The following is a 17,894-nucleotide window of genomic DNA, read 5'->3' as shown; positions in this document are numbered from 1 at the left end:
ACGGGAGCGGCCGACTCGAACAGGCTGAGATCCCGCGCGCTCGGGGCCGTCGCCGCCGAGGCGAGCGGGGTCGGCAGCGCCGCCGTCGCCTCCACGGGGGCCGCCGTCCCCGGCGGCACCGCGCGCAGCGGCATCGTCTCCCCGGGGTCGCCGTCCAGTTCCACGTATGGGCGTATCCGCAGCGGATCGAAGTCCTCGACCGCCGCCGCGTCCGCCGTACGGGCGTCCCGCAGGGCCTCTGCCACCCGGGGGCCGCAGCCGCACGACGGGGCGCCGCCGGCCGTCCGCTGCGCCCCGCACTCCGGGCACGGATGGCCCGGACGGCCGATCCCGCTCTCCGGACCCTCCGGGCCCCGCGGCCCGTCGGTGTCCCTCGGCTCAGTCACGCGTCGTCCCTCCCCTCGCGAACTCCCCAGATCGCGAACTCCCCAGATTATGCAGATGTTCGTCACAGGCTCTTCGCAAGCCCCCGGAACAGGCTCCCCCAAGACCCCGGAAGGACCGCTTCCCACCGGACTCGACAGGCCATAACGGGATACAGCGATCACGATGGAGGAGCCAACGAGACCGTCAGGAGGTGTGCATGACCGGGGACGCGCACGGCATGCCGGGAGAGGTGCGCGACGCGGGGCCTCCGCGGCGGCCGGGCGGGCCGCCCGCGAACGTGTCCGGCAACGTCCTCGTCTCCATCGGCGCGCTGCTCCTCGGAATGCTCCTCGCGGCCCTCGACCAGACGATCGTGTCGACCGCGCTGCCCACCATCGTCAGCGACCTCGGCGGTCTGGAGCACCTGTCCTGGGTGGTGACGGCGTATCTGCTGGCGTCCACGGCCGCGACCCCGCTGTGGGGCAAGCTCGGCGACCAGTACGGGCGCAAGCGGCTCTACCAGCTCGCGATCGTCCTCTTCCTCATCGGCTCCGCGCTGTGCGGCATGGCCCAGGACATGACCCAGCTCATCGCCTTCCGGGCGTTGCAGGGCCTCGGCGGCGGCGGGCTGATCGTGCTGTCCATGGCGATCGTCGGCGACATCGTCTCGCCCCGTGAACGCGGCCGCTACCAGGGGCTGTTCGGCGCGGTGTTCGGGGCGACGAGCGTCCTCGGGCCGCTGCTCGGCGGGGTGTTCACGGAACACCTGAGCTGGCGCTGGGTCTTCTACGTCAACCTGCCCGTGGGCGTCGTCGCCCTCGCCGTCATCGCCGTCGTCCTGCACATCCCGCGCAAGGGGACGCGGCACGTCATCGACTACCTCGGCACCTTCCTCATCGCCGCCGTGGCCACCGCCCTGGTGCTGACGGCGTCCCTCGGCGGCACGACCTGGAGCTGGGGCTCGCCGCAGATCGTGGGGCTCGCGCTGCTCGCGGTCCTGCTCACGCTGGTCTTCGTCGCGGTGGAGCGCCGGGCCGCCGAGCCCGTCCTGCCGCTGAAGCTGTTCCGGGTGCGGACGTTCACGCTGTCGGCCGTCATCAGCTTCATCGTCGGGTTCGCCATGTTCGGCGCGATGACCTATCTGCCGACGTTCCTCCAGGTCGTCCGGGGCGTCAGCCCGACCGTGTCGGGTGTGCACATGCTGCCGATGGTGGCCGGGATGCTGCTGTCGTCCACCGGCTCCGGGCAGATCGTCAGCCGCACCGGACGCTGGAAGGTGTTCCCGATCGCCGGGACCGGCGTCACCGCGATCGGCCTGCTGCTGCTCCACCAGCTCGACACGGACAGCTCCACCACCGAGATGAGCCTGTACTTCTTCGTCTTCGGGCTCGGCCTCGGCCTGGTCATGCAGGTCCTCGTCCTGATCGTGCAGAACGCCGTCTCCTACGAGGACCTCGGCGTCGCCACCTCCGGGGCCACCTTCTTCCGCTCCATCGGCGCCTCGTTCGGCGTCGCCATCTTCGGCACGGTCTTCGCGGGCCGCCTCGACGACAAGCTCGTGGACGCCTTCCGCGGGGTGACCCTGCCCCCCGGCCTCACCCTGGACGGACTGGAGTCCGACCCGCGCGGCATCGCCGCCCTGCCGGACCCGCTGCGCTCCGCCGCGCTCCAGGCGTACGCCACCGCCATCACCGACGTGTTCCTGTACGCCGTCCCCGTCGCCCTGCTCGGCTTCGTCCTGGCGTGGTTCCTGCGCGAGGACCGGCTGCGCGGCTCGGTCACCGCGCCCGACGTCTCCGAGACCCTCGCCAGCAACCCCGTGGAGCGCTCCTCGTACGACGAGGTGTGCCGGGCCCTGTCCGTGCTCGGCACCCGCGAGGGCCGGCGGCAGGTCTACCGCGAGATCACCGAACGGGCCGGGTACGACCTGCTGCCCGCGTCGAGCTGGCTGCTGCTGCGCGTCAAGCGGCACGGGGCGGTGGAGCCGGCCCTGCTCGCCGAGCGCAGCTCGCTGCCGCTGTCCGTCGTCATGGACGCCGCCCGGCAGGTGGAGGAGCGCGGGCTCGCCACCCGGGAGGGCCTCGGCCTGATGCTGACCGGCAGCGGGCGCGAGGCCGCGGAACGGCTCGCGCGGGTCCGCGAGGAGTCGCTCGCCGAGCTGCTCGGCGACTGGTGGGGGCCAAACCGGCCGACCGACCTGGTGCACCTGGTCAAGGAGCTCAACGACGAGCTGTGCGGCTCGGACCGCGAACAGCCCCACCGCGAGGGCCGCGGCGGCGGCGCGCGCCCCGAGGGCACGTGAGCGCGCGGCCGCCGGAGGCCGCGGGCCCGCCGGCGCCCCCTCAGCGCAGGTCTCTGCCGAACCAGCGCTCCGCGTGGACGTCGTCGTTGTGCGGGGGACCCTCCGCGTAGCCGAGGCGGGTGTACAGGGCGCGCGCCTCCACCAGGTCGTGGCGGGTGTCGAGGACCATCCGGGCCGCGCCCAGGGCCCGCGCGCTCGCCTCGGCGGCCCGGACGAGGACGGCACCGCCTCCCCTGCCGCGCAGCGGCTCGCGCACGAACACCCGCTTGAGTTCGGCCGTCACCGCGTCCAGCATCAGCACGCCCGCCGTGCCGGCCGGCTCGCCCGCGTAGCGTGCCATCAGCAACTCGCCCCCGGGGCGGCGCAGTTCGTGCCAGGCGTGGGCGGCGATCCCGCGCGCGAGTCCGGCCGCGTCGGTGCGGCGGCCGTCGTGCAGGAGGTGGTAGCGGTCGCTCACCTCGGTGTAATAGGCACGCCAGAGCGCCACGGCGGCCGGGGAGTCGGGCGGTTCCGGGGCGACGGTCCAGGTCATGGGCGTCATTCTCGGCCGCTGAACGGGCGTGCCCGCAAGCGGATTTGGGCGCGTTGCCGGACACGTGGGCGCCCACCCCGTTTGAGGCGCCCCTTACCGGCAACCCGAATCCCATGTCCACAGGCGTGATCATTGTGATCGTGATTGCGGTGGCCGTCGTCGTGACCGGCGCGGTCGCCCTGGCCCAGCGCACCCGGGGTGCGCAGGGCAGCCGGGGTCTGAAGCGGCGCTTCGGGCCCGAATACGAGCGGGCCGTGGCCCGCCATGACGGAGACAGCCAGGCCGCCGAGCGCGAGCTCGCCGAACTGGTCGAGCGGCACGGCGGGTTGCGCGAGCGCGAGCTGGAGCGCACCGAGGCCGAACGCTACGAGGCGCGCTGGGCGGCGACCCAGGAGCACTTCGTCGACGCGCCCAGGGAGGCCGTCGGGGAGGCCGACCGGCTGCTCGCCGAACTGGCGCGCGCCCGCGGGTTCCCGGACGGGGAGCGCTACGAGGAGCAGCTGTCCGCCCTCGCCGTGCACCACGCGACCCATGTGCAGGGCTACCGCCACCTCCACCACGTCGCCCGCAACGGGTCCGACACCGAGGAGATGCGCACTGCCATGATCGAGGGGCGCGCCCTGTTCCAGGAGCTGGTCGGGGCATCCTCCGGCCGCTCGGCGGGCCGGTCCACCGCGGGAAGGAGCTGACGACGATGACGGACGCGACCAGGAACGACCGCACCCCCGACGCCGCCCGGGGCGCCACGCAGCCGATGCCGCGGGTCGGCGCCCACGGCCCGGCCGAGGGTGAGGGCGAGGACGTGCGCGGTCCGGCGCCGGGCGGCGCACGCAAGGACCTCTCGAAGAGCGACACCGGCCACGGCAACGACGCCGTACGCGCGGGCGCCGCATCCGGCACGTCGGCGCCGGGCGGCCCGCCCGGCACGGTCCGGACCGCGACGCCCGGCGCCGCCCGCGGCGGCGCGAAGGGCGGTGCCTTCCTCGCGCACGACGAGCGCGACCGCATGGAGCGGCAACTGCACCACGCCGTGGCCCACTTCGTCGACCAGCCGCAGGCCGCCGTCGAGGAGGCCGACCGGGCCGTCGAGGACATCGTCGGCCGGTTCACCGAGATGATGACCGAGCGCCGCCGCACCCTGCGCGCGGCCTGGCAGTCCGGCGACGGCACCGACGTCACCGCCGACACCGAGCAGTTGCGGCTCGCCCTGCGCGACTACCGCGAGCTGGCGGAGCGGCTGCTACGCGTCTGACCCGCCCGACCCGTCCGCCGCCCGGCGCCCCTCCCGGCGCTCCCGCCACTCCCGTACGACCTCTTCCACGTCGTAGGGCCGGCGGCCCAGGGGAGGGCCGGGCGGCGGCTTCAGCATCATGTCGCGGATCTTGACGTTGACAGCCGCGACGATCTTCCGGACGGACCGCTCCGAGGGCGCCGCGTACGCCGCCTCCAGCGCGTCCTCCGCCTCCTTGCGCAGCGCCAGGGCCGGGGGCAGGACCGACAGGCCCTCGCGGGCCATCTTGCGCCTGATCCACCACAGTTCGTCGTACGGCGCCTCCAGGTCGACCGGCAGCGGCTTGCCCGACCCGGGCAGGGTGTCGAAGTCGCCCCGCCCCTGCGCGTCGCGGATCTGCCGGTCCACCCAGGACTCGAACGGCACACCGGGGGGCTTTCGCTCGGTCATGAGTTCATTGTGCCGGACGCGGCGGTGCCGGGCGATTTATCATGCGGCGTCGACGGCCGAACCGGCCCTCGCCCATGGACGTTTCAGGAGGGGCGCACGTGCTCGAACTCACGATGGCCGCCGTGTCGGCGGCGGACGAGGGTGCCACGGCCGGCATGCTCATGGCCGACGCGCCCAGCGAGCCGGGTGCCGTGCTGCGCGTGGGCCGGGACAAGTCGGTGTGCCGGCTCGCGACGCCGGACGACTGGCTGTTCGTCTCCCGGGTCCACCTGGAGTTCCTGTGCGGCCCCGACGGCGGCTGGCAGGTGACCTGGCTGCGCGGCTCGCAGCCCGACCCCTCCTCCGAGGTGCGGCTGACCTCGGGCGCGTACGCGCAGCCGCTCGGCTACGGCGGCACGCTCCCGCTGCCCCGCGGCGGCAGCGGCGAGATCGTCGTCCAGGACCGCGGCGGACCCCGCAGCGTCAACGTCGGCTTCTACCACGAGGTCTGAGCCGCCCGCCCGGGGCCCTCAGGCCAGCACCCGCGCCAGCGCGAACCCGTCGTAGCCCTTTCCGCCCACCGTCTGCACGGCGGTGCCGCTCAACCTCGGGTGGCGGCCGATCAGTTCCACGGCGTCGCGGATGCCCCGCACGTCCGGGTCGGCGCCGTCCGCGTCGAGGACCCGGCCGCCGCGCACCACGTTGTCCACGACGATCAGGCTGCCGGTGCTGGTCAGCCGCAGCGCCCACTCGACGTAGCGCGCGGTGCCGGCCTTGTCGGCGTCGATGAAGACCAGGTCGAAGGGGGCCGGGTTCTCGTCGGCCAGCTTGGGCAGCGACTCAAGGGCCGGGCCGACCCGCACCTCCACGATCTGCTCCAGGCCGGCCCGCGCGATGTTGCGGACGGCGACCTCGGCGTGCCGGGCGCTGTACTCCAGCGAGACCAGCCGGCCGTCGGCGGGCAGGGCGCGGGCCATCCAGATCGTGCTGTAGCCGCCCAGCGTGCCGATCTCCAGGACGGTGCGGGCGCCCTGGATCTCCGCGAGCAGCCGCAGCAGCTTGCCCTGCGCGGCCGTGACGGCGATGGGCGGCAGACCGGCCGCCTCGCTGTCCCGCAGGGCCGCTCGCAGCACCTCGTCGTCCGAGGACAGGTGGGCTCGGAAGTACGCGTCGACGTCGTCCCAGAGTTGCGACTCGCTCATCGCGCTGCCTTTCGTGCGGCGGACCGGAAGCGGTGACCGCCCTCCAGGATGCTGCACTCGGCCGTTCGGCGCATTCCTCAAGATCCCACGAAGTGACCTTTTCCCGCCGTTATGGCGTACGGGCAAACCGGTCGCCGACTATCGTCATCGGGACAAACGAGACAGGTTCCCGGGCGAACGGGGCGCGGACGTCCGGGTGGAGCGGGGATTTCCCGCGTCTCATCCCGGGGTGATCCGAGCGGGTGCGCAGGGGATTCCTCACGCGGGGCGGGAGGCCGACCGGACGTGGCGAAGGCGGAGCACGGTGGGCGGGCGCGGGCACGGGGCGGAGCGACGGCCGTGGAAGCGGGCCGGCCGGGTGTGCGGGCCGCGAGACTCGGCCTGTGGCTGATCGCCGCCGTCCTCGCCGCCCGGCAGCTCGCCGCCGTCGCCACGACCCCGCCCGGCAGCCGCCTGACCGATCCGGAGACCTGGGCCGGCTCCGAGGGCGTCCTCCGGGCGGAGGGCTCGCTGTACGCGTCGACGCGGTTCACCGGGACCCCCTTCGGCGGCCTCGTCCTCAAACCGCTCACCCGGGCCGCCGAGCAGGCCCTCGGCTGGGGCTGGACCTTCGGCACCCTCCTGCTCGTCGTCGCCCTCGGCCTGGTCGCCGCCCGCGCCCTGCCGGGGCCGGTCAGCCGGCGCACCTCGCTGCTCGCCGCGCCCGTGGCGATCAGCCTGCTCATGCTGTCCCTGCCGGTGCGCAACGCCCTCCACCTCGGGCAGAGCAGCATCATCCCCGTCCTGCTGGTCCTGCTCGGCTGCCTCGCCGTGCGGGGCGAGCGGGCCGGCGGGCTGCCGGTCGGCCTGGCCGCCGCGCTCCAGCCCACCCTGCTGCTGTTCGCGCCGCTGCTGTGGTGCACGGGCAGGCGCCGGGCCGCGCTCACGGCGGGCGCCGCGTTCGCCGGGCCGACGCTGCTCGCGTGGGCGGCGATGCCCCGGGACTCGTACACCTACTGGGCGGGCCACCCGGCGGGCGTCGGGCTCGGCGGGCCCGCCGACGGCCTCGCCAACCAGTCCCTGCACGGCGCCCTGCTCCGCCTGGGGCTCTCCGGCCCGCCGGAGATCGCGCTCTTCCTGCTCCTCGGCGGCGTCGTCGCCGTCCTCGCCCTGCGCCGCGCGGTGCGCCACACCCGCGACGGACAGCCCCTGCTCGCCGTCGCCGTCACCGGCTGCGCGGTGATCGCCGTCTCGCCGACCGCCTGGCAGCACCAGCTGCTGTGGGTGCTGCTCGCCGTCGTCGGCCGGGTCGGCCGCCGCGCCTGCGACCGGTACGTCTGGCCGGTCGCCGTCGTCCTGGTCATGACGCTGCCCGCGACGACGATGGTCCCGGACAAGGCGCTGCTCCAGCCGCTGCGCGCGGACCTCGTCCTCCTCGCCGCGCTCGCCGCGGCCGTCGCCGTGCCGTTCCTGTCGCGCGCCTCGCCGTACTGGCGGACGCCGGTCCCGACGCGGTACGCGGACAAGGTGCCCGCCCGCTTCCGGCACATCCCGCCGGCGCCCTTCCTGCGCCGCGCGGTCAGCCGCCCCAACCTGCTCTTCGAGCTCCTGCTGATCCGGATCACCTACGCCGCGTACGCCCGGATCCGGCTGGCCGCGGCCGGCGGCTCGAACACGGCGGGGCGGGCCACCGCCGAGGCGCACGGCGGCCAGGTCCTCGCCGTCGAGCGCGCCCTCGGCATCGACATCGAGCACTGGGCGAACCAGGCCGTGGTGAAGGCCGACGCGGTGCGCGGCTTCTTCGACTTCTACTACACGTCGTTCCACTTCGGCATCCCGCTCACGATCCTCGCCGTCCTGTACTGGCGCCGCCCGGTCGACTACCGCTGGGCGCGCTCCGCGATCGGCTTCACCACCGTGTTCGCCCTGATCGGCTTCTGGCTGTTCCCGCTCGCCCCGCCGCGCCTGATGCCCGGACTCGGCATCGTCGACACGGTCAACGGCCCGCAGGACTTCTCCCGGCCCGACTACGGCACGCTCACCGAACTCACCAACCAGTACGCGGCCATGCCGTCCCTGCACTTCGCCTGGTCCCTGTGGTGCGGGGTGGTCGTCCTCGCCCTCGCCCCGCGCCGCTGGATGAAGGCCCTCGGGATGGCGCACCCCCTGCTGACGGTGATCGCGATCGTCGTCACCGGCAACCACTGGGTGCTGGACGCGGTCGGCGGGGCGCTCGCGGTGGGCGCCGCGTTCGGGACGACGTACCTGCTCCAGGGCCCGCGCGCGGGACGCCGCGGACCGGGTCGGCAGCGGCTCCCGGCGGGCGGCGGGGTGCCGGATCGGCCGCGGACGCCGGTGAGTTCGGCCGAGGCCACGTGAGCGTAGACCTCGGAAGAGGGCGCGCACGTCCGTCGTCAGGGCCGGTGGTCCCGGCCGTGCCCGGCGCCGGTCCGCCCCGGGCACGGCGCCGCGTCAGAGCCGCTGGAGGATCGTGCCCGTGGCCAGTCCGCCGCCCGCGCACATCGTGACCAGCGCGAACTCCTTGTCGGAGCGCTCCAGTTCATGCAGGGCCGTGGTGATCAGCCGGGCCCCGGTGGCGCCCACCGGATGGCCGAGGGCGATCGCGCCGCCGTTGACGTTCACCTTCTCCAGGTCCTGCTCGAAGACCCGCGCCCAGCTGAGCACCACGGACGCGAACGCCTCGTTGACCTCCACGAGGTCGATGTCCCTGAGGGACATCCCGGCCCTGCCCAGCACGGCCCTGGTCGCGTCGACAGGTCCGTCGAGGTGGAAGTGCGGGTCCGAGCCCACGAGGGCCTGCGCCACGATCCGGGCGCGCGGGCGCAGCCGCAGCGCGCGGGCCATCCGCCGGGACGCCCACATGACCGCCGAGGCGCCGTCGCTGATCTGCGAGGAGTTGCCCGCGGTGTGCACGGCCGCCGGCATGACCGGCTTGAGTCCGGCGAGTGCCTGCGCCGTCGTGTCGCGCAGCCCCTCGTCCCTGTCGACCAGGCGCCACATGCCCTGCCCGGCGTGCTGCTCGTCCTCGGTGGTCGGGACCTGGACGGCGAACGTCTCGCGCTTGAACCGCTCCTCGGCCCAGGCGGCGGCGGCCCGCTCCTGCGAGCGCAGGCCCAGCGCGTCGGCGTCCTCCCGGGTCAGCCCCCGGTGCCGGGCGATGCGCTCCGCCGCCTCGAACTGGTTGGGCAGGTCGACGTTCCACTCGTCCGGGAACGGCTTGCCCGGACCGTGCTTGGAACCCGACCCGAGCGGCACCCGGGACATCGCCTCGACGCCGCAGCTGATCCCGACGTCGATGACGCCCGCCGCGATCATGTTGGCCGTCATGTGGGACGCCTGCTGCGAGGACCCGCACTGGCAGTCGACCGTCGTCGCCGCCGTCTCGTAGGGCAGGCCCATGGTCAGCCAGGCCGTGCGCGCGGGGTTCATGGACTGCTCGCCGGCGTGGGTCACCGTACCGCCGACGATCTGCTCGACGCAGTCGGCGGGGATGCCGGTGCGCCCGAGGAGTTCACGGTAGGTCTCGCCCAGGAGATAGGCGGGGTGGAGGTTGGCGAGCGCGCCGCCGCGCTTGCCGATGGGGGTGCGCACTGCTTCGACGATGACGGGTTCGGCAGCCATGGGTGCGGGTCCTCTCGGCTCTCCTCCAGAACCAGTGCCGCGGCAGGCGACGTTCGCCCCGTCCCGGCACTAGTACGTGTTCTAGTTCTACCCGCAGTCTGCTGACGGGCGCCCGTCCCTCGCAAGGGTCTTGCAAGCTCGGGACTCTTGATCTGCACGAATTCCGCACCGGATTGGGAGTGTCGCGCCCCTTGCCACTTGTAGAACCCGTTACTACCTTCGCGGCAATCCTGTTCTGATGGACCGTCAGATGGCTGGAGACGCCGATGCCCTGTCCAGCGCTTCCCGACGGGTTCGACTTCACCGATCCCGATGTGCTGCACCACCGCGTGCCCCTCCCGGAGTTCGCCGCACTGCGCCGGACCGAACCGGTCCGCTGGATTCCGCAGCCGGGCAACGTGGCCGGATTCCAGGACGCGGGCTACTGGGCGGTGACCCGGCACGCGGACGTCAAGTACGTCTCGACGCACCCCGAGTTGTTCTCGTCGTCCCTCAACACCGCGATCATCCGCTTCAACGAGCACATCGAGCGCGACGCCATCGACGCCCAGCGCCTGATCCTGCTCAACATGGACCCGCCCGAGCACACCCGGGTGCGCCAGATCGTCCAGCGGGTGTTCACCCCGCGCGCGATCCGCGCCCTGGAGGAGCGCCTGCGCACCCGGGCCCTGACGATCGCCGCGAACGCCCGCGACCGCTCGGGCCCCTTCGACTTCGTCACCGAGGTCGCCTGCGAACTGCCGCTCCAGGCCATCGCCGAACTCATCGGCATCCCCCAGGACGACCGGGCCAGGATCTTCGACTGGTCCAACAAGATGATCGCCTACGACGACCCCGAGTACGCCATCACCGAGGAGGTCGGCGCCGAGTCGGCCACCGAACTCATCGCCTACGCCATGAACATGGCCGCCGACCGCAAGGCGTGCCCGGCGAAGGACATCGTCACCACGCTGGTCGCGGCCGAGGACGAGGGCAGCCTCGGCTCGGACGAGTTCGGCTTCTTCGTGCTGATGCTGGCCGTCGCGGGCAACGAGACCACCCGCAACGCCATCACCCACGGCATGCACGCCTTCCTCACCCACCCCGGGCAGTGGGAGCTGTACAAGAGGGAGCGCCCGAGCACGGCCGCCGAGGAGATCGTGCGCTGGGCCACCCCGGTGGTCTCCTTCCAGCGCACGGCCACCCAGGACACCGAACTGGGCGGCAGGCGCATCGGCAAGGGGGAGCGGGTCGGCATCTTCTACGCCTCGGCCAACCACGACCCCGAGGTCTTCGACGAGCCGGACGCCTTCGACATCACCCGGGACCCCAACCCCCACCTGGGCTTCGGCGGCGGCGGGCCCCACTACTGCCTGGGCAAGTCCCTGGCGGTCCTGGAGATCGACCTGATCTTCAACGCGGTGGCCGACGCCCTGCCCGGCCTCAGGCTCACCGGCGACCCGCGCCGGCTGCGGTCGGCGTGGATCAACGGCGTGAAGGAGCTGCGGGTCAGCGCCGGCTGACCCGCCGGCGCGCACACGAAGACGGCGGCCCCGGGGATCGGGGGGCCGCCGCCTTCGGCTCGGGGGCGGGCTCCGCCCGGTCCGGCCGGCTCAGTACCAGCCGTTGGACTGCCAGAAGCCCCAGGCGCCGCACGGGCTGCCGTAGCGGTCCTTCATGTAGTCGAGGCCCCACTCGATCTGGGTGGCCGCGTTGGTCTTCCAGTCGGAGCCCGCGGTGGCCATCTTGTTGCCCGGCAGGGCCTGGACCAGGCCGTAGGCGCCGCTGGAGGAGTTGGTGGCGTCGATGTTCCAGTCGCTCTCCCGGTCGACGATCCTGGAGAAGCACTGGTACTGGGCCGAGTCCGGGATCATCTTCTTCGCGACCCGCTGCGCCGAGGAGGCGTCGTTCGACGCGGCCTGCGCGGGCGCGGCGGCGAACAGCGTGCCGGCCGCGGCGGCGGCCAGGGCGGCACCGGCGACGGCCTTCCCCGGGGCGGAGGCGCGGCGGAAGAGGGAAACGGCGGACACGGGGGGCCTTTCGTCGGGAGCGGCGGGGTCGCCCGGGTACCGGCGCCGGACGGTCCCGGCGGGGCACACGCCGGCGCCGCGGCCCCGGGGGGCACGTCGGCGCCGTGCGACGCCGTCCACGGAAACAGGCCGGGCCGGGTGCCCGCAATGAGCCCTTTCGCTGGTCGTGGTCGTACGCCGGACCCGCCGCCCCGGTGTGACGGGCCTCTCAACGGGCAGGTCAGGCGCCGCTTTTCCGTGTGCGCGACGGACGCTTGCGCCGACTAGGGCGGATCGTAGGTGACCTGGGTCATGTGGGGTGGTTCACCGCGCGGCTGACGGTCCGCGCGCGGGCGCTCACCGTGCGGGGGCGTCGAAGGTGACCGGGGTCTCGAACGCCGCCCGGCGCGTGGCGCGGCGCAGCGCCCTCAGGATCGCCGGACCGAGGGCGAGTGTGAGCACGACGGTCACGAGCGCCCTGCCCAGGTCCCAGCCGAGCGAGGTGGCCACGCAGTACGCCGCGAACCGGGCCAGGTTCGCCGCCGCGCCCAGAGCGGGGTCGGGGGCGATGTTCGAGCCGTCGGCGGGCAGATACGGCCAGCCCGCCATGTTCATCACCGTGCCGTAGGCGAACGCCGCCAGGAACCCGTACCCCGCCAGCAGGGCCGTCTCACCGCGCCCGCGCAGCCGCTCCGCCCCCGGCAGCAGCCCCGCGCCCAGGGTGAACCAGCCCATCGACAGCATCTGGAACGGCAGCCACGGGCCCACCCCGCCCGTCAGCAGCGCGGACGCGAACATCGTCACCGCGCCCAGCACGAACCCGAAGCCGGGGCCGAGGACCCGGCCGCTGAGCACCATCAGGAAGAACATCGGCTCGATGCCGGCCGTCCCCGCGCCCAGCGGGCGCAGCGCCGCCCCGGTGGCCGCGAGGACCCCCAGCATCGCCACCGCCTTCGGGCCCAGCCCGCTCTCGGAGATCGTCGCCGCGACCACGGCCACCAGCAGGAGCAGCAGCCCCGTGAACAGCCAGGGGGCGTCCTGCGCGTGCGCGCTCACCTGCGACCCGGGCACGGCGAGGAACGGCCAGCCCAGGGCGGCGCCCCCGGCCGCGCTCACCAGCGCGAGGGCCGCCGCGGACCGCGGGCCGAGCCGGACCGGACGCGCCCGGCCCCCCGCGCCGCTCATGCGAGGGCCTCGCGCACCTGGCCGACGGTGAGCCAGCGCTGCGGGGCCAGGATCTTGGTGACCTGCGGGGCGAAGGAGGGGGAGGAGACCACGATCTCGGCCGTGGGGCCGTCGGCGATCACCTCGCCCTCGGCGAGCAGCACCACGCGGTCGGCCAGGTCGGCGGCCAGCTCCACGTCGTGGGTGGCCAGGACGACGGCGTGGCCCTCGGCGGCGAGGGCGCGCAGCAGCGGGACGAGATGCGCCTTCGCCGCGTAGTCCAGGCCGCGGGTCGGCTCGTCGAGCAGGAGCAGGGGCGGCCGGGCGGCGAGCACCACGGCCAGCGCGAGCGTCAGCCGCTGGCCCTCGGAGAGGTCGCGGGGATGGACGGTGTCGGGGATGCCCGGGACGAGCCCGGTCAGCAGCGCGCGGCAGGTGCCGGGCGCGGCGCCCGCGTCGGCGTCGGCCGCCGCGCACTCGGCGGCGACCGTGTCGGCGTAGAGCAGGTCGCGCGGCTCCTGCGGGACCAGGCCGACCCGGCGCACCAGTTCGCGCGGCGAGGCGCGGTGCGGGGCGACGCCGCCGGTGCGCACCGTGCCGCCGTCCGGGCCGACCAGCCCGACCAGGGCGTCGAGCAGCGTGGACTTCCCGGCGCCGTTGCGGCCCATCAGGGCGATCGTCTCGCCGGGGGCGACGCTCAGGTCGACGCCGCGCAGCGCGCGGACCCGGTCGCGGGTGACGGTCAGGTCCCGGACCTCGGCCGCGAGGACGGGCCCCGCGCCGGGCTCCCCAGGCCGCGCGCGGCCGAACCGGCGGCGCGGGCGGGGCACGGGGACCGGCTCGACAGGCGCCCCGGGGGCGCGTACGGCGGCCGTGTCCCGGCCCGCCAGCCGTTCCCGCAGGCCGGCCGCTCGCCGGCGGGCGTCCCGTACGGTCAGCGGCAGCGGGCTCCAGCCCGCGAGCCGGCCCAGCGACACCACCGGCGGGTACACCGGCGACACGGCCATGACCTCCGCCGGGCCGCCCACGACGGGGGCCGCGCCGGGGGAGGGCAGCAGCGCGACCCGGTCGGCGTACTGCACGACGCGCTCCAGGCGGTGCTCGGCCAGCAGCACGGTCGTACCGAGATCGTGGACCAGCCGCTGCAGGACCGACAGGACCTCCTCCGCGGCGGCCGGGTCCAGCGCCGAGGTCGGCTCGTCCAGGACCAGCACCCTCGGGTGCGGGGTGAGCACCGAGCCGATCGCGACGCGCTGCCGCTGGCCCCCGGAGAGCGTGGCGAGCGACCGGTCGCGCAGGTCGGCGAGGCCCAGCAGATCGAGGGTCTCCTCGACCCGGCGGCGCATCACGGCGGGGGCCAGCCCCAGCGACTCCATGCCGTACGCCAGCTCGTCCTCGACCGAGTCCGTCACGAAGTGGGAGAGCGGGTCCTGCCCCACCGTGCCCACCACGTCGGCGAGTTCGCGCGGCTTGTGGGTGCGGGTGTCGCGCCCGGCCACGGTCACCCGGCCGCGCAGCGTGCCGCCGGTGAAGTGCGGGACGAGCCCGCTGACCGCGTTGAGGACGGTGGACTTGCCGACCCCCGACGGGCCGACGAGCAGCACGAGTTCACCCTCCGGGACAACGAGGTCCACCCCCTGGACGGCGGGTCCGGGGGCGCCGTCGTAGGTCACGGAGACGTTCTCGAAGCGGATCACGACGGCTCCTCGCGGACGGGGGCGGGCGCGGCGCGGTGGCGCGGCGCGGGGCTGACGAAGGCCGGGAGCAGTCCGAGCAGGACGGCGGCCGCGGGCCACAGCGGAAGGGAGGGGACGACGAGCGGGACCACGCCGGGGTTCAGGGCCTGCGGATCGCGGACGGACGCGAGGACCAGCATCGCCGCGACGGCCGCCCCCGACCCGGCGACCAGCCGGGCCCGCGCGTCCCAGCGGTCCGGGCGGTAGCGGGTGCGCAGCGTGCGCCGCCCGCCCAGGCGCAGGCCCGCGAGCGCCGCCGCGACTCCGGCGAGCAGCACCGGCAGCCCGTACGTCCCGCCCGCGGCCGTCAGCAGTCCGTACAGGCCCGCGCACACGCCCAGCAGACCGCCGAGCGTCAGCACGCCCGTCGTACGGCGCACCCGGGGCGGCACGTCGGCGCCGCGGCCGTAACCGCGCGCGTCCATCGCGGCCGCGAGGGCCACCGAGCGCTCCAACGCGCCCTCCAGCACCGGCAGTCCGACCTGGAGCAGACCGCGCACACCCCGGTCGGGGCGGCCGCGCAGCCGGCGGGCGGCCCGCAGCCGCTGGACGTCGGCGATCAGGTTCGGGGCGTAGGTGAGGGCCACGACCACCGCCACGCCCGTCTCGTAGAGCGCGCCCGGCAGGGACTTGAGCAGCCGGGCCGGATGGGCGAGGGAGTTCGCCGCGCCCACGCAGACCAGCAGGGCCGCCAGCCGCAGGCCGTCGTACAGCGCCCTCAGCAGGGTCTCGGCGGTGACCGGGCCGCCCAGGCGGATGCCCTGCGCCCAGTCGGGCAGGGCGAGTTCGGGCAGCGTCAGCAGCACCCGTGTGCCGGGCACGGGGGAGCCGAGGACGACGGCGAAGACGAGGCGGACGACCAGGACGGCGAGGGCGAGCTTGAAGAACGCCGAGTACGAGCGGGCCCAGGGGGCGTGGGGGCGGCAGGCGGCCACCACGTACGCGGACGTCGCCATGAGCAGCGCGAGCAGCAGCGGGTTGGTGGTGCGGGTGGCCGCGGTGCCGAGCGCCAGCGCCCACAGCCACCAGGCGCCGGGGTGCAGCGGCGGACGCGTCCGGGGGCGCGAGGTCTCCGCCGGCGCGTGGCGGAGGCGGCCACCGGGGTCCGCCCGGCTAGCCATCCCCGCGCCGCCGCGCCCGCCAGGCCGCCGCGCCGCCCAGCAGGACCACCACGACGGCCCCGGCGACCAGGCCCAGCGAGGGGCCGCCGCCGGAGCCCGGGTCACCGGGGGAACCGGAGCCACCGGAATCCGGGTTTCCGGAACCGGCCGCCCGGCCGTCCGGGGCCCCGTCGCCCGCCCGGCCGTCCGCCGACGCCCCGCCGCCGCCGGGGGCGCTGCCGGAGACCTGCTCCCCGCACCCCTTGCGCGGGTAGCCGGAGATGGCGCACAGCAGCGCGGCGCTGTCGTACCGCAGGGGCTTGGCGACCGAGGCCAGGGCCTGCGCCGTCGTCGCGTCGGGCGCCACGCGGGCACAGGCCGTACGGCGTGCGGGCGGCGCCTCCCCGGGCGGGGCGTCCGCCGCCGTGCCGGGGTCGACGACCAGCGCCACCCGCTTGCTGCCCTCCCGGGCGGGCGTGCGCGCGCAGATCACCGCGAACACGGCGGCGCCCCGCGGTCCGGCCGCGTCCTGGGAGTCCTCGCTGACGGCGAACCGGAAGCCCTGCACGTCGCCGTCGGCGGGCCGGGCGAGCGAGGGGCCCTGGGTGGCGTAGCGCCAGCCGGAGCCGTCCCGCTCCCAGAAGGACCAGTAGCGGTAGCCGGCCGCCTGGGCGGCCTGGGCCGCGCCCGTCACGAGGACCAGCGCGGCCAGGAGCGCGCCGAGCACGCGGCGGGTCACGGCCGGCGGCCCTTGCCGCGGCCGCTCAGCAGGAAGCCGATGCCGATCCCGGCGACCAGGAACACCCCGACGAACCACCACAGTCCGAAGCCGCCCCCGTCCTCCTCGGCCGCCGCGGCCCGCTCGGTGCCCGCGGCCTTGCGCGGTGCCGGACCGGTCGCGTTGAGCCGCTCGACCAGGTCCGTGCCGCCGAACGCGCGCGGGTCGGTGCCCGTCGCGCGGGCGGCGAGGATCAGCTGGGCGTAGGCGGCCGGGCCGCTTCGCGCCGCCCACTTCGCGGAGTTCTTCTCCAGCCATTTCAGGGGCTCGGCCGCGGCGGCCGCTCCGCCCTGCGCGGCGAGCGCGACGACCGCGTCGGCGGTGTTGCCGTAGTCGGGCTGGTCCGCGGCGCCGGGCAGCACGGAGGTCAGATACCCCCGCGCGGCGACGGCCCCGGCGAGATAGGAGGCGCCGTTGGCGGCGAGACGCTCCGGCGAGGCCCCCTTCGCACAGGTCGCCGCCGCCGTCTTCCCGGGGCTCACGGCCAGTCCCTTGCCGAGGGCGCCGAGCACCCCGGCCGCGGTGGCGTCGGCGTTGGCGGCCAGCCCGCCCTTCTTGTCCGGCTGGTAGGCGAAGGCGCCCGCGCCCTCGCCCTCGCACGGCAGGGCGAGCGCGCCCAGGGCGTCGTAGGGCGACTTGCCGCCCTTGACGACGCCGCCCGGCCGCTCGCCCGCGGCGGCCAGGGCGCCGACGACGACGGACGTGGAGTTGGCGTCGCTGGGGCCGCCGGGGGTGTAGCCCCAGCCGCCGTCCTTGTTCTGCACGGACTTCAGCCAGGTCAGCGCCTTCGCGACGGCGGCGTCCCGCCCGCCGAGCGCGGCGAGGGCCTGGACGGCGGCGGCCGTGCTGTTGGTGTCGGTCATGACCTTGGCGTCGCAGTCCCCGGCGGGCTCGGCGCGGAACGCGGCGAACGCGCCGTTCGCGCACTGCTGCCCCGTCAGCCAGCCGACGGCCGTCTGCGCGGGCCGCACGCCGACCGTGTCCTGGGCGAGCAGCGCGAGCGACTGGCGCCACACCCCGTCGTAGGCGGGGTCGGTGGCGCCGTAGAGCCCCTCGGGTGTCGCGGCCGGAGGGGAGGCCGAGGAGGCGGGGGACGAGTCGGCGGCCGTGGCGGGCGAGGCCGCGCCGAACACGGCGACGGCGGCCAGGGCCGCGGCGCTGCGGCGGACGTACATGATCGGCGGATGCCCTTCCCTCGGCGGGCCGGGCAGCGCAGGGGGGACCCCGGCGGCTCGGCTCCGTGTACCTCGACGGTGCCGTGCCCGGCAGGCCGCCGCGCACGTGAGCCGGTCACTCCGCGCCACGGGGCGGTCCGGCTCACCGGCCGCCGCGCATCGGCCTGGAGAGCGCGATACGGCGACCGGTTCACGGTTGCGGGTCAGCGCCGGATTTGCACCGGCTTTCCCCCGTACGGGTGTGATGACGACCCGCCTACTGTACCCGGG

16 protein-coding genes and 1 pseudogene are annotated in these 17,894 nt (G+C 75.1%); 6 read left to right on the top strand and 11 right to left on the bottom strand.

The window, feature by feature from the left end; translation table 11 throughout:
• A pseudogene (locus SZN_RS42820) lies at nt 1-329 on the bottom strand (peptidoglycan-binding protein); the annotation flags it as partial.
• Nucleotides 330-583: 254 nt separating this feature from the next.
• Here SZN_RS42820 and SZN_RS26835 point away from each other — a divergent pair.
• A complete protein-coding gene (locus tag SZN_RS26835) occupies nt 584-2,668 on the top strand; it encodes an MDR family MFS transporter (protein WP_007500905.1) in 2,085 nt (694 codons plus the stop codon).
• Nucleotides 2,669-2,708: 40 nt separating this feature from the next.
• Here the strand turns inward: SZN_RS26835 and SZN_RS26830 are convergent, their stop codons facing one another.
• Complete coding sequence (locus SZN_RS26830) at nt 2,709-3,200, bottom strand: GNAT family N-acetyltransferase (protein WP_007500903.1); 492 nt, start codon at nt 3,198-3,200, stop codon at nt 2,709-2,711.
• A 113-nt stretch (nt 3,201-3,313) separates the two neighbouring features.
• Here SZN_RS26830 and SZN_RS26825 point away from each other — a divergent pair, with 113 nt between their 5' ends.
• Nucleotides 3,314-3,889: a hypothetical protein gene (locus tag SZN_RS26825; RefSeq protein ID WP_043733321.1), complete on the top strand. Its 576-nt coding sequence runs from the start codon at nt 3,314-3,316 to the stop codon at nt 3,887-3,889.
• Nucleotides 3,890-3,894: 5 nt separating this feature from the next.
• On the top strand, nt 3,895-4,452 hold the full coding sequence (locus SZN_RS26820) for a hypothetical protein (RefSeq protein WP_007500899.1): 558 nt from the start codon (nt 3,895-3,897) through the stop codon (nt 4,450-4,452).
• Here the strand turns inward: SZN_RS26820 and SZN_RS26815 are convergent.
• Nucleotides 4,441-4,881, bottom strand: coding sequence for a DnaJ family domain-containing protein (locus tag SZN_RS26815; protein ID WP_007500897.1), 441 nt, complete (start codon nt 4,879-4,881; stop codon nt 4,441-4,443). The genes SZN_RS26820 and SZN_RS26815 overlap by 12 nt on opposite strands.
• A gap of 98 nt (nt 4,882-4,979) precedes the next feature.
• Here SZN_RS26815 and SZN_RS26810 point away from each other — a divergent pair, with 98 nt between their 5' ends.
• A complete protein-coding gene (locus tag SZN_RS26810) occupies nt 4,980-5,372 on the top strand; it encodes an FHA domain-containing protein (RefSeq protein ID WP_007500887.1) in 393 nt (130 codons plus the stop codon).
• Nucleotides 5,373-5,390: 18 nt separating this feature from the next.
• Here the strand turns inward: SZN_RS26810 and SZN_RS26805 are convergent, their stop codons facing one another.
• Nucleotides 5,391-6,062, bottom strand: coding sequence for an O-methyltransferase (locus SZN_RS26805; RefSeq protein WP_007500886.1), 672 nt, complete (start codon nt 6,060-6,062; stop codon nt 5,391-5,393).
• Between the two features lie 285 nt (nt 6,063-6,347).
• Here SZN_RS26805 and SZN_RS26800 point away from each other — a divergent pair, with 285 nt between their 5' ends.
• Nucleotides 6,348-8,420 (top strand): bifunctional glycosyltransferase 87/phosphatase PAP2 family protein, encoded by a 2,073-nt coding sequence (locus tag SZN_RS26800; protein ID WP_078508964.1) that lies wholly within the window; start codon nt 6,348-6,350, stop codon nt 8,418-8,420.
• Between the two features lie 93 nt (nt 8,421-8,513).
• Here the strand turns inward: SZN_RS26800 and SZN_RS26795 are convergent, their stop codons facing one another.
• Nucleotides 8,514-9,683 (bottom strand): steroid 3-ketoacyl-CoA thiolase, encoded by a 1,170-nt coding sequence (locus tag SZN_RS26795; protein ID WP_007500884.1) that lies wholly within the window; start codon nt 9,681-9,683, stop codon nt 8,514-8,516.
• A 266-nt stretch (nt 9,684-9,949) separates the two neighbouring features.
• Here SZN_RS26795 and SZN_RS26790 point away from each other — a divergent pair, with 266 nt between their 5' ends.
• Nucleotides 9,950-11,185 carry a cytochrome P450 gene (locus SZN_RS26790; protein ID WP_007500883.1) on the top strand — a complete coding sequence of 412 codons (1,236 nt, stop codon included), beginning with the start codon at nt 9,950-9,952 and terminating at the stop codon, nt 11,183-11,185.
• A 90-nt stretch (nt 11,186-11,275) separates the two neighbouring features.
• Here SZN_RS26790 and SZN_RS26785 read toward each other — a convergent pair whose 3' ends face one another.
• The 6 genes from SZN_RS26785 to SZN_RS26760 form a co-directional block, all read right to left on the bottom strand.
• Nucleotides 11,276-11,692, bottom strand: coding sequence for an aggregation-promoting factor C-terminal-like domain-containing protein (locus SZN_RS26785; protein WP_007500882.1), 417 nt, complete (start codon nt 11,690-11,692; stop codon nt 11,276-11,278).
• Nucleotides 11,693-12,028: 336 nt separating this feature from the next.
• Complete coding sequence (locus tag SZN_RS26780; protein WP_007500881.1) at nt 12,029-12,856, bottom strand: ECF transporter S component; 828 nt, start codon at nt 12,854-12,856, stop codon at nt 12,029-12,031.
• Complete coding sequence (locus SZN_RS26775; protein ID WP_007500880.1) at nt 12,853-14,532, bottom strand: ABC transporter ATP-binding protein; 1,680 nt, start codon at nt 14,530-14,532, stop codon at nt 12,853-12,855. The genes SZN_RS26780 and SZN_RS26775 overlap by 4 nt, the downstream gene beginning before the upstream one ends.
• Entirely contained in the window at nt 14,529-15,692 is a 1,164-nt protein-coding gene (locus SZN_RS26770; protein ID WP_007500878.1) for an energy-coupling factor transporter transmembrane component T, read from the bottom strand. The genes SZN_RS26775 and SZN_RS26770 overlap by 4 nt, the downstream gene beginning before the upstream one ends.
• Complete coding sequence (locus SZN_RS26765; protein WP_007500877.1) at nt 15,685-16,410, bottom strand: SCO2322 family protein; 726 nt, start codon at nt 16,408-16,410, stop codon at nt 15,685-15,687. The genes SZN_RS26770 and SZN_RS26765 overlap by 8 nt, the downstream gene beginning before the upstream one ends.
• The gene (locus SZN_RS26760) at nt 16,407-17,624 is read right to left on the bottom strand and encodes an SCO2321 family membrane protein (RefSeq protein WP_007500875.1); all 1,218 of its coding nucleotides are present in this window, start codon (nt 17,622-17,624) and stop codon (nt 16,407-16,409) included. The genes SZN_RS26765 and SZN_RS26760 overlap by 4 nt, the downstream gene beginning before the upstream one ends.
• Nucleotides 17,625-17,894: the final 270 nt, after the last annotated feature.

It is taken from the genome of Streptomyces zinciresistens K42 (genome assembly GCF_000225525.1).
Lineage (GTDB): Bacteria > Actinomycetota > Actinomycetes > Streptomycetales > Streptomycetaceae > Streptomyces > Streptomyces zinciresistens.
The sequence above is the reverse complement of the archived record's forward strand: the minus strand, read 5'-3'. Positions and strand labels throughout refer to the sequence as shown.

Bases quoted from the DNA above. Each gene is read 5' to 3' on its own strand.
- SZN_RS26835 (WP_007500905.1), top strand. From the start codon at position 584: ATGACCGGGGACGCGCACGGCATGCCGGGAGAGGTGCGCGACGCGGGG.
- SZN_RS26830 (WP_007500903.1), bottom strand. From the start codon at position 3,200: ATGACCTGGACCGTCGCCCCGGAACCGCCCGACTCCCCGGCCGCCGTG.
- SZN_RS26825 (WP_043733321.1), top strand. From the start codon at position 3,314: ATGTCCACAGGCGTGATCATTGTGATCGTGATTGCGGTGGCCGTCGTC.
- SZN_RS26820 (WP_007500899.1), top strand. From the start codon at position 3,895: ATGACGGACGCGACCAGGAACGACCGCACCCCCGACGCCGCCCGGGGC.
- SZN_RS26815 (WP_007500897.1), bottom strand. From the start codon at position 4,881: ATGACCGAGCGAAAGCCCCCCGGTGTGCCGTTCGAGTCCTGGGTGGAC.
- SZN_RS26805 (WP_007500886.1), bottom strand. From the start codon at position 6,062: ATGAGCGAGTCGCAACTCTGGGACGACGTCGACGCGTACTTCCGAGCC.
- SZN_RS26795 (WP_007500884.1), bottom strand. From the start codon at position 9,683: ATGGCTGCCGAACCCGTCATCGTCGAAGCAGTGCGCACCCCCATCGGC.
- SZN_RS26790 (WP_007500883.1), top strand. From the start codon at position 9,950: ATGCCCTGTCCAGCGCTTCCCGACGGGTTCGACTTCACCGATCCCGAT.
- SZN_RS26780 (WP_007500881.1), bottom strand. From the start codon at position 12,856: ATGAGCGGCGCGGGGGGCCGGGCGCGTCCGGTCCGGCTCGGCCCGCGG.
- SZN_RS26770 (WP_007500878.1), bottom strand. From the start codon at position 15,692: ATGGCTAGCCGGGCGGACCCCGGTGGCCGCCTCCGCCACGCGCCGGCG.
- SZN_RS26760 (WP_007500875.1), bottom strand. From the start codon at position 17,624: ATGTACGTCCGCCGCAGCGCCGCGGCCCTGGCCGCCGTCGCCGTGTTC.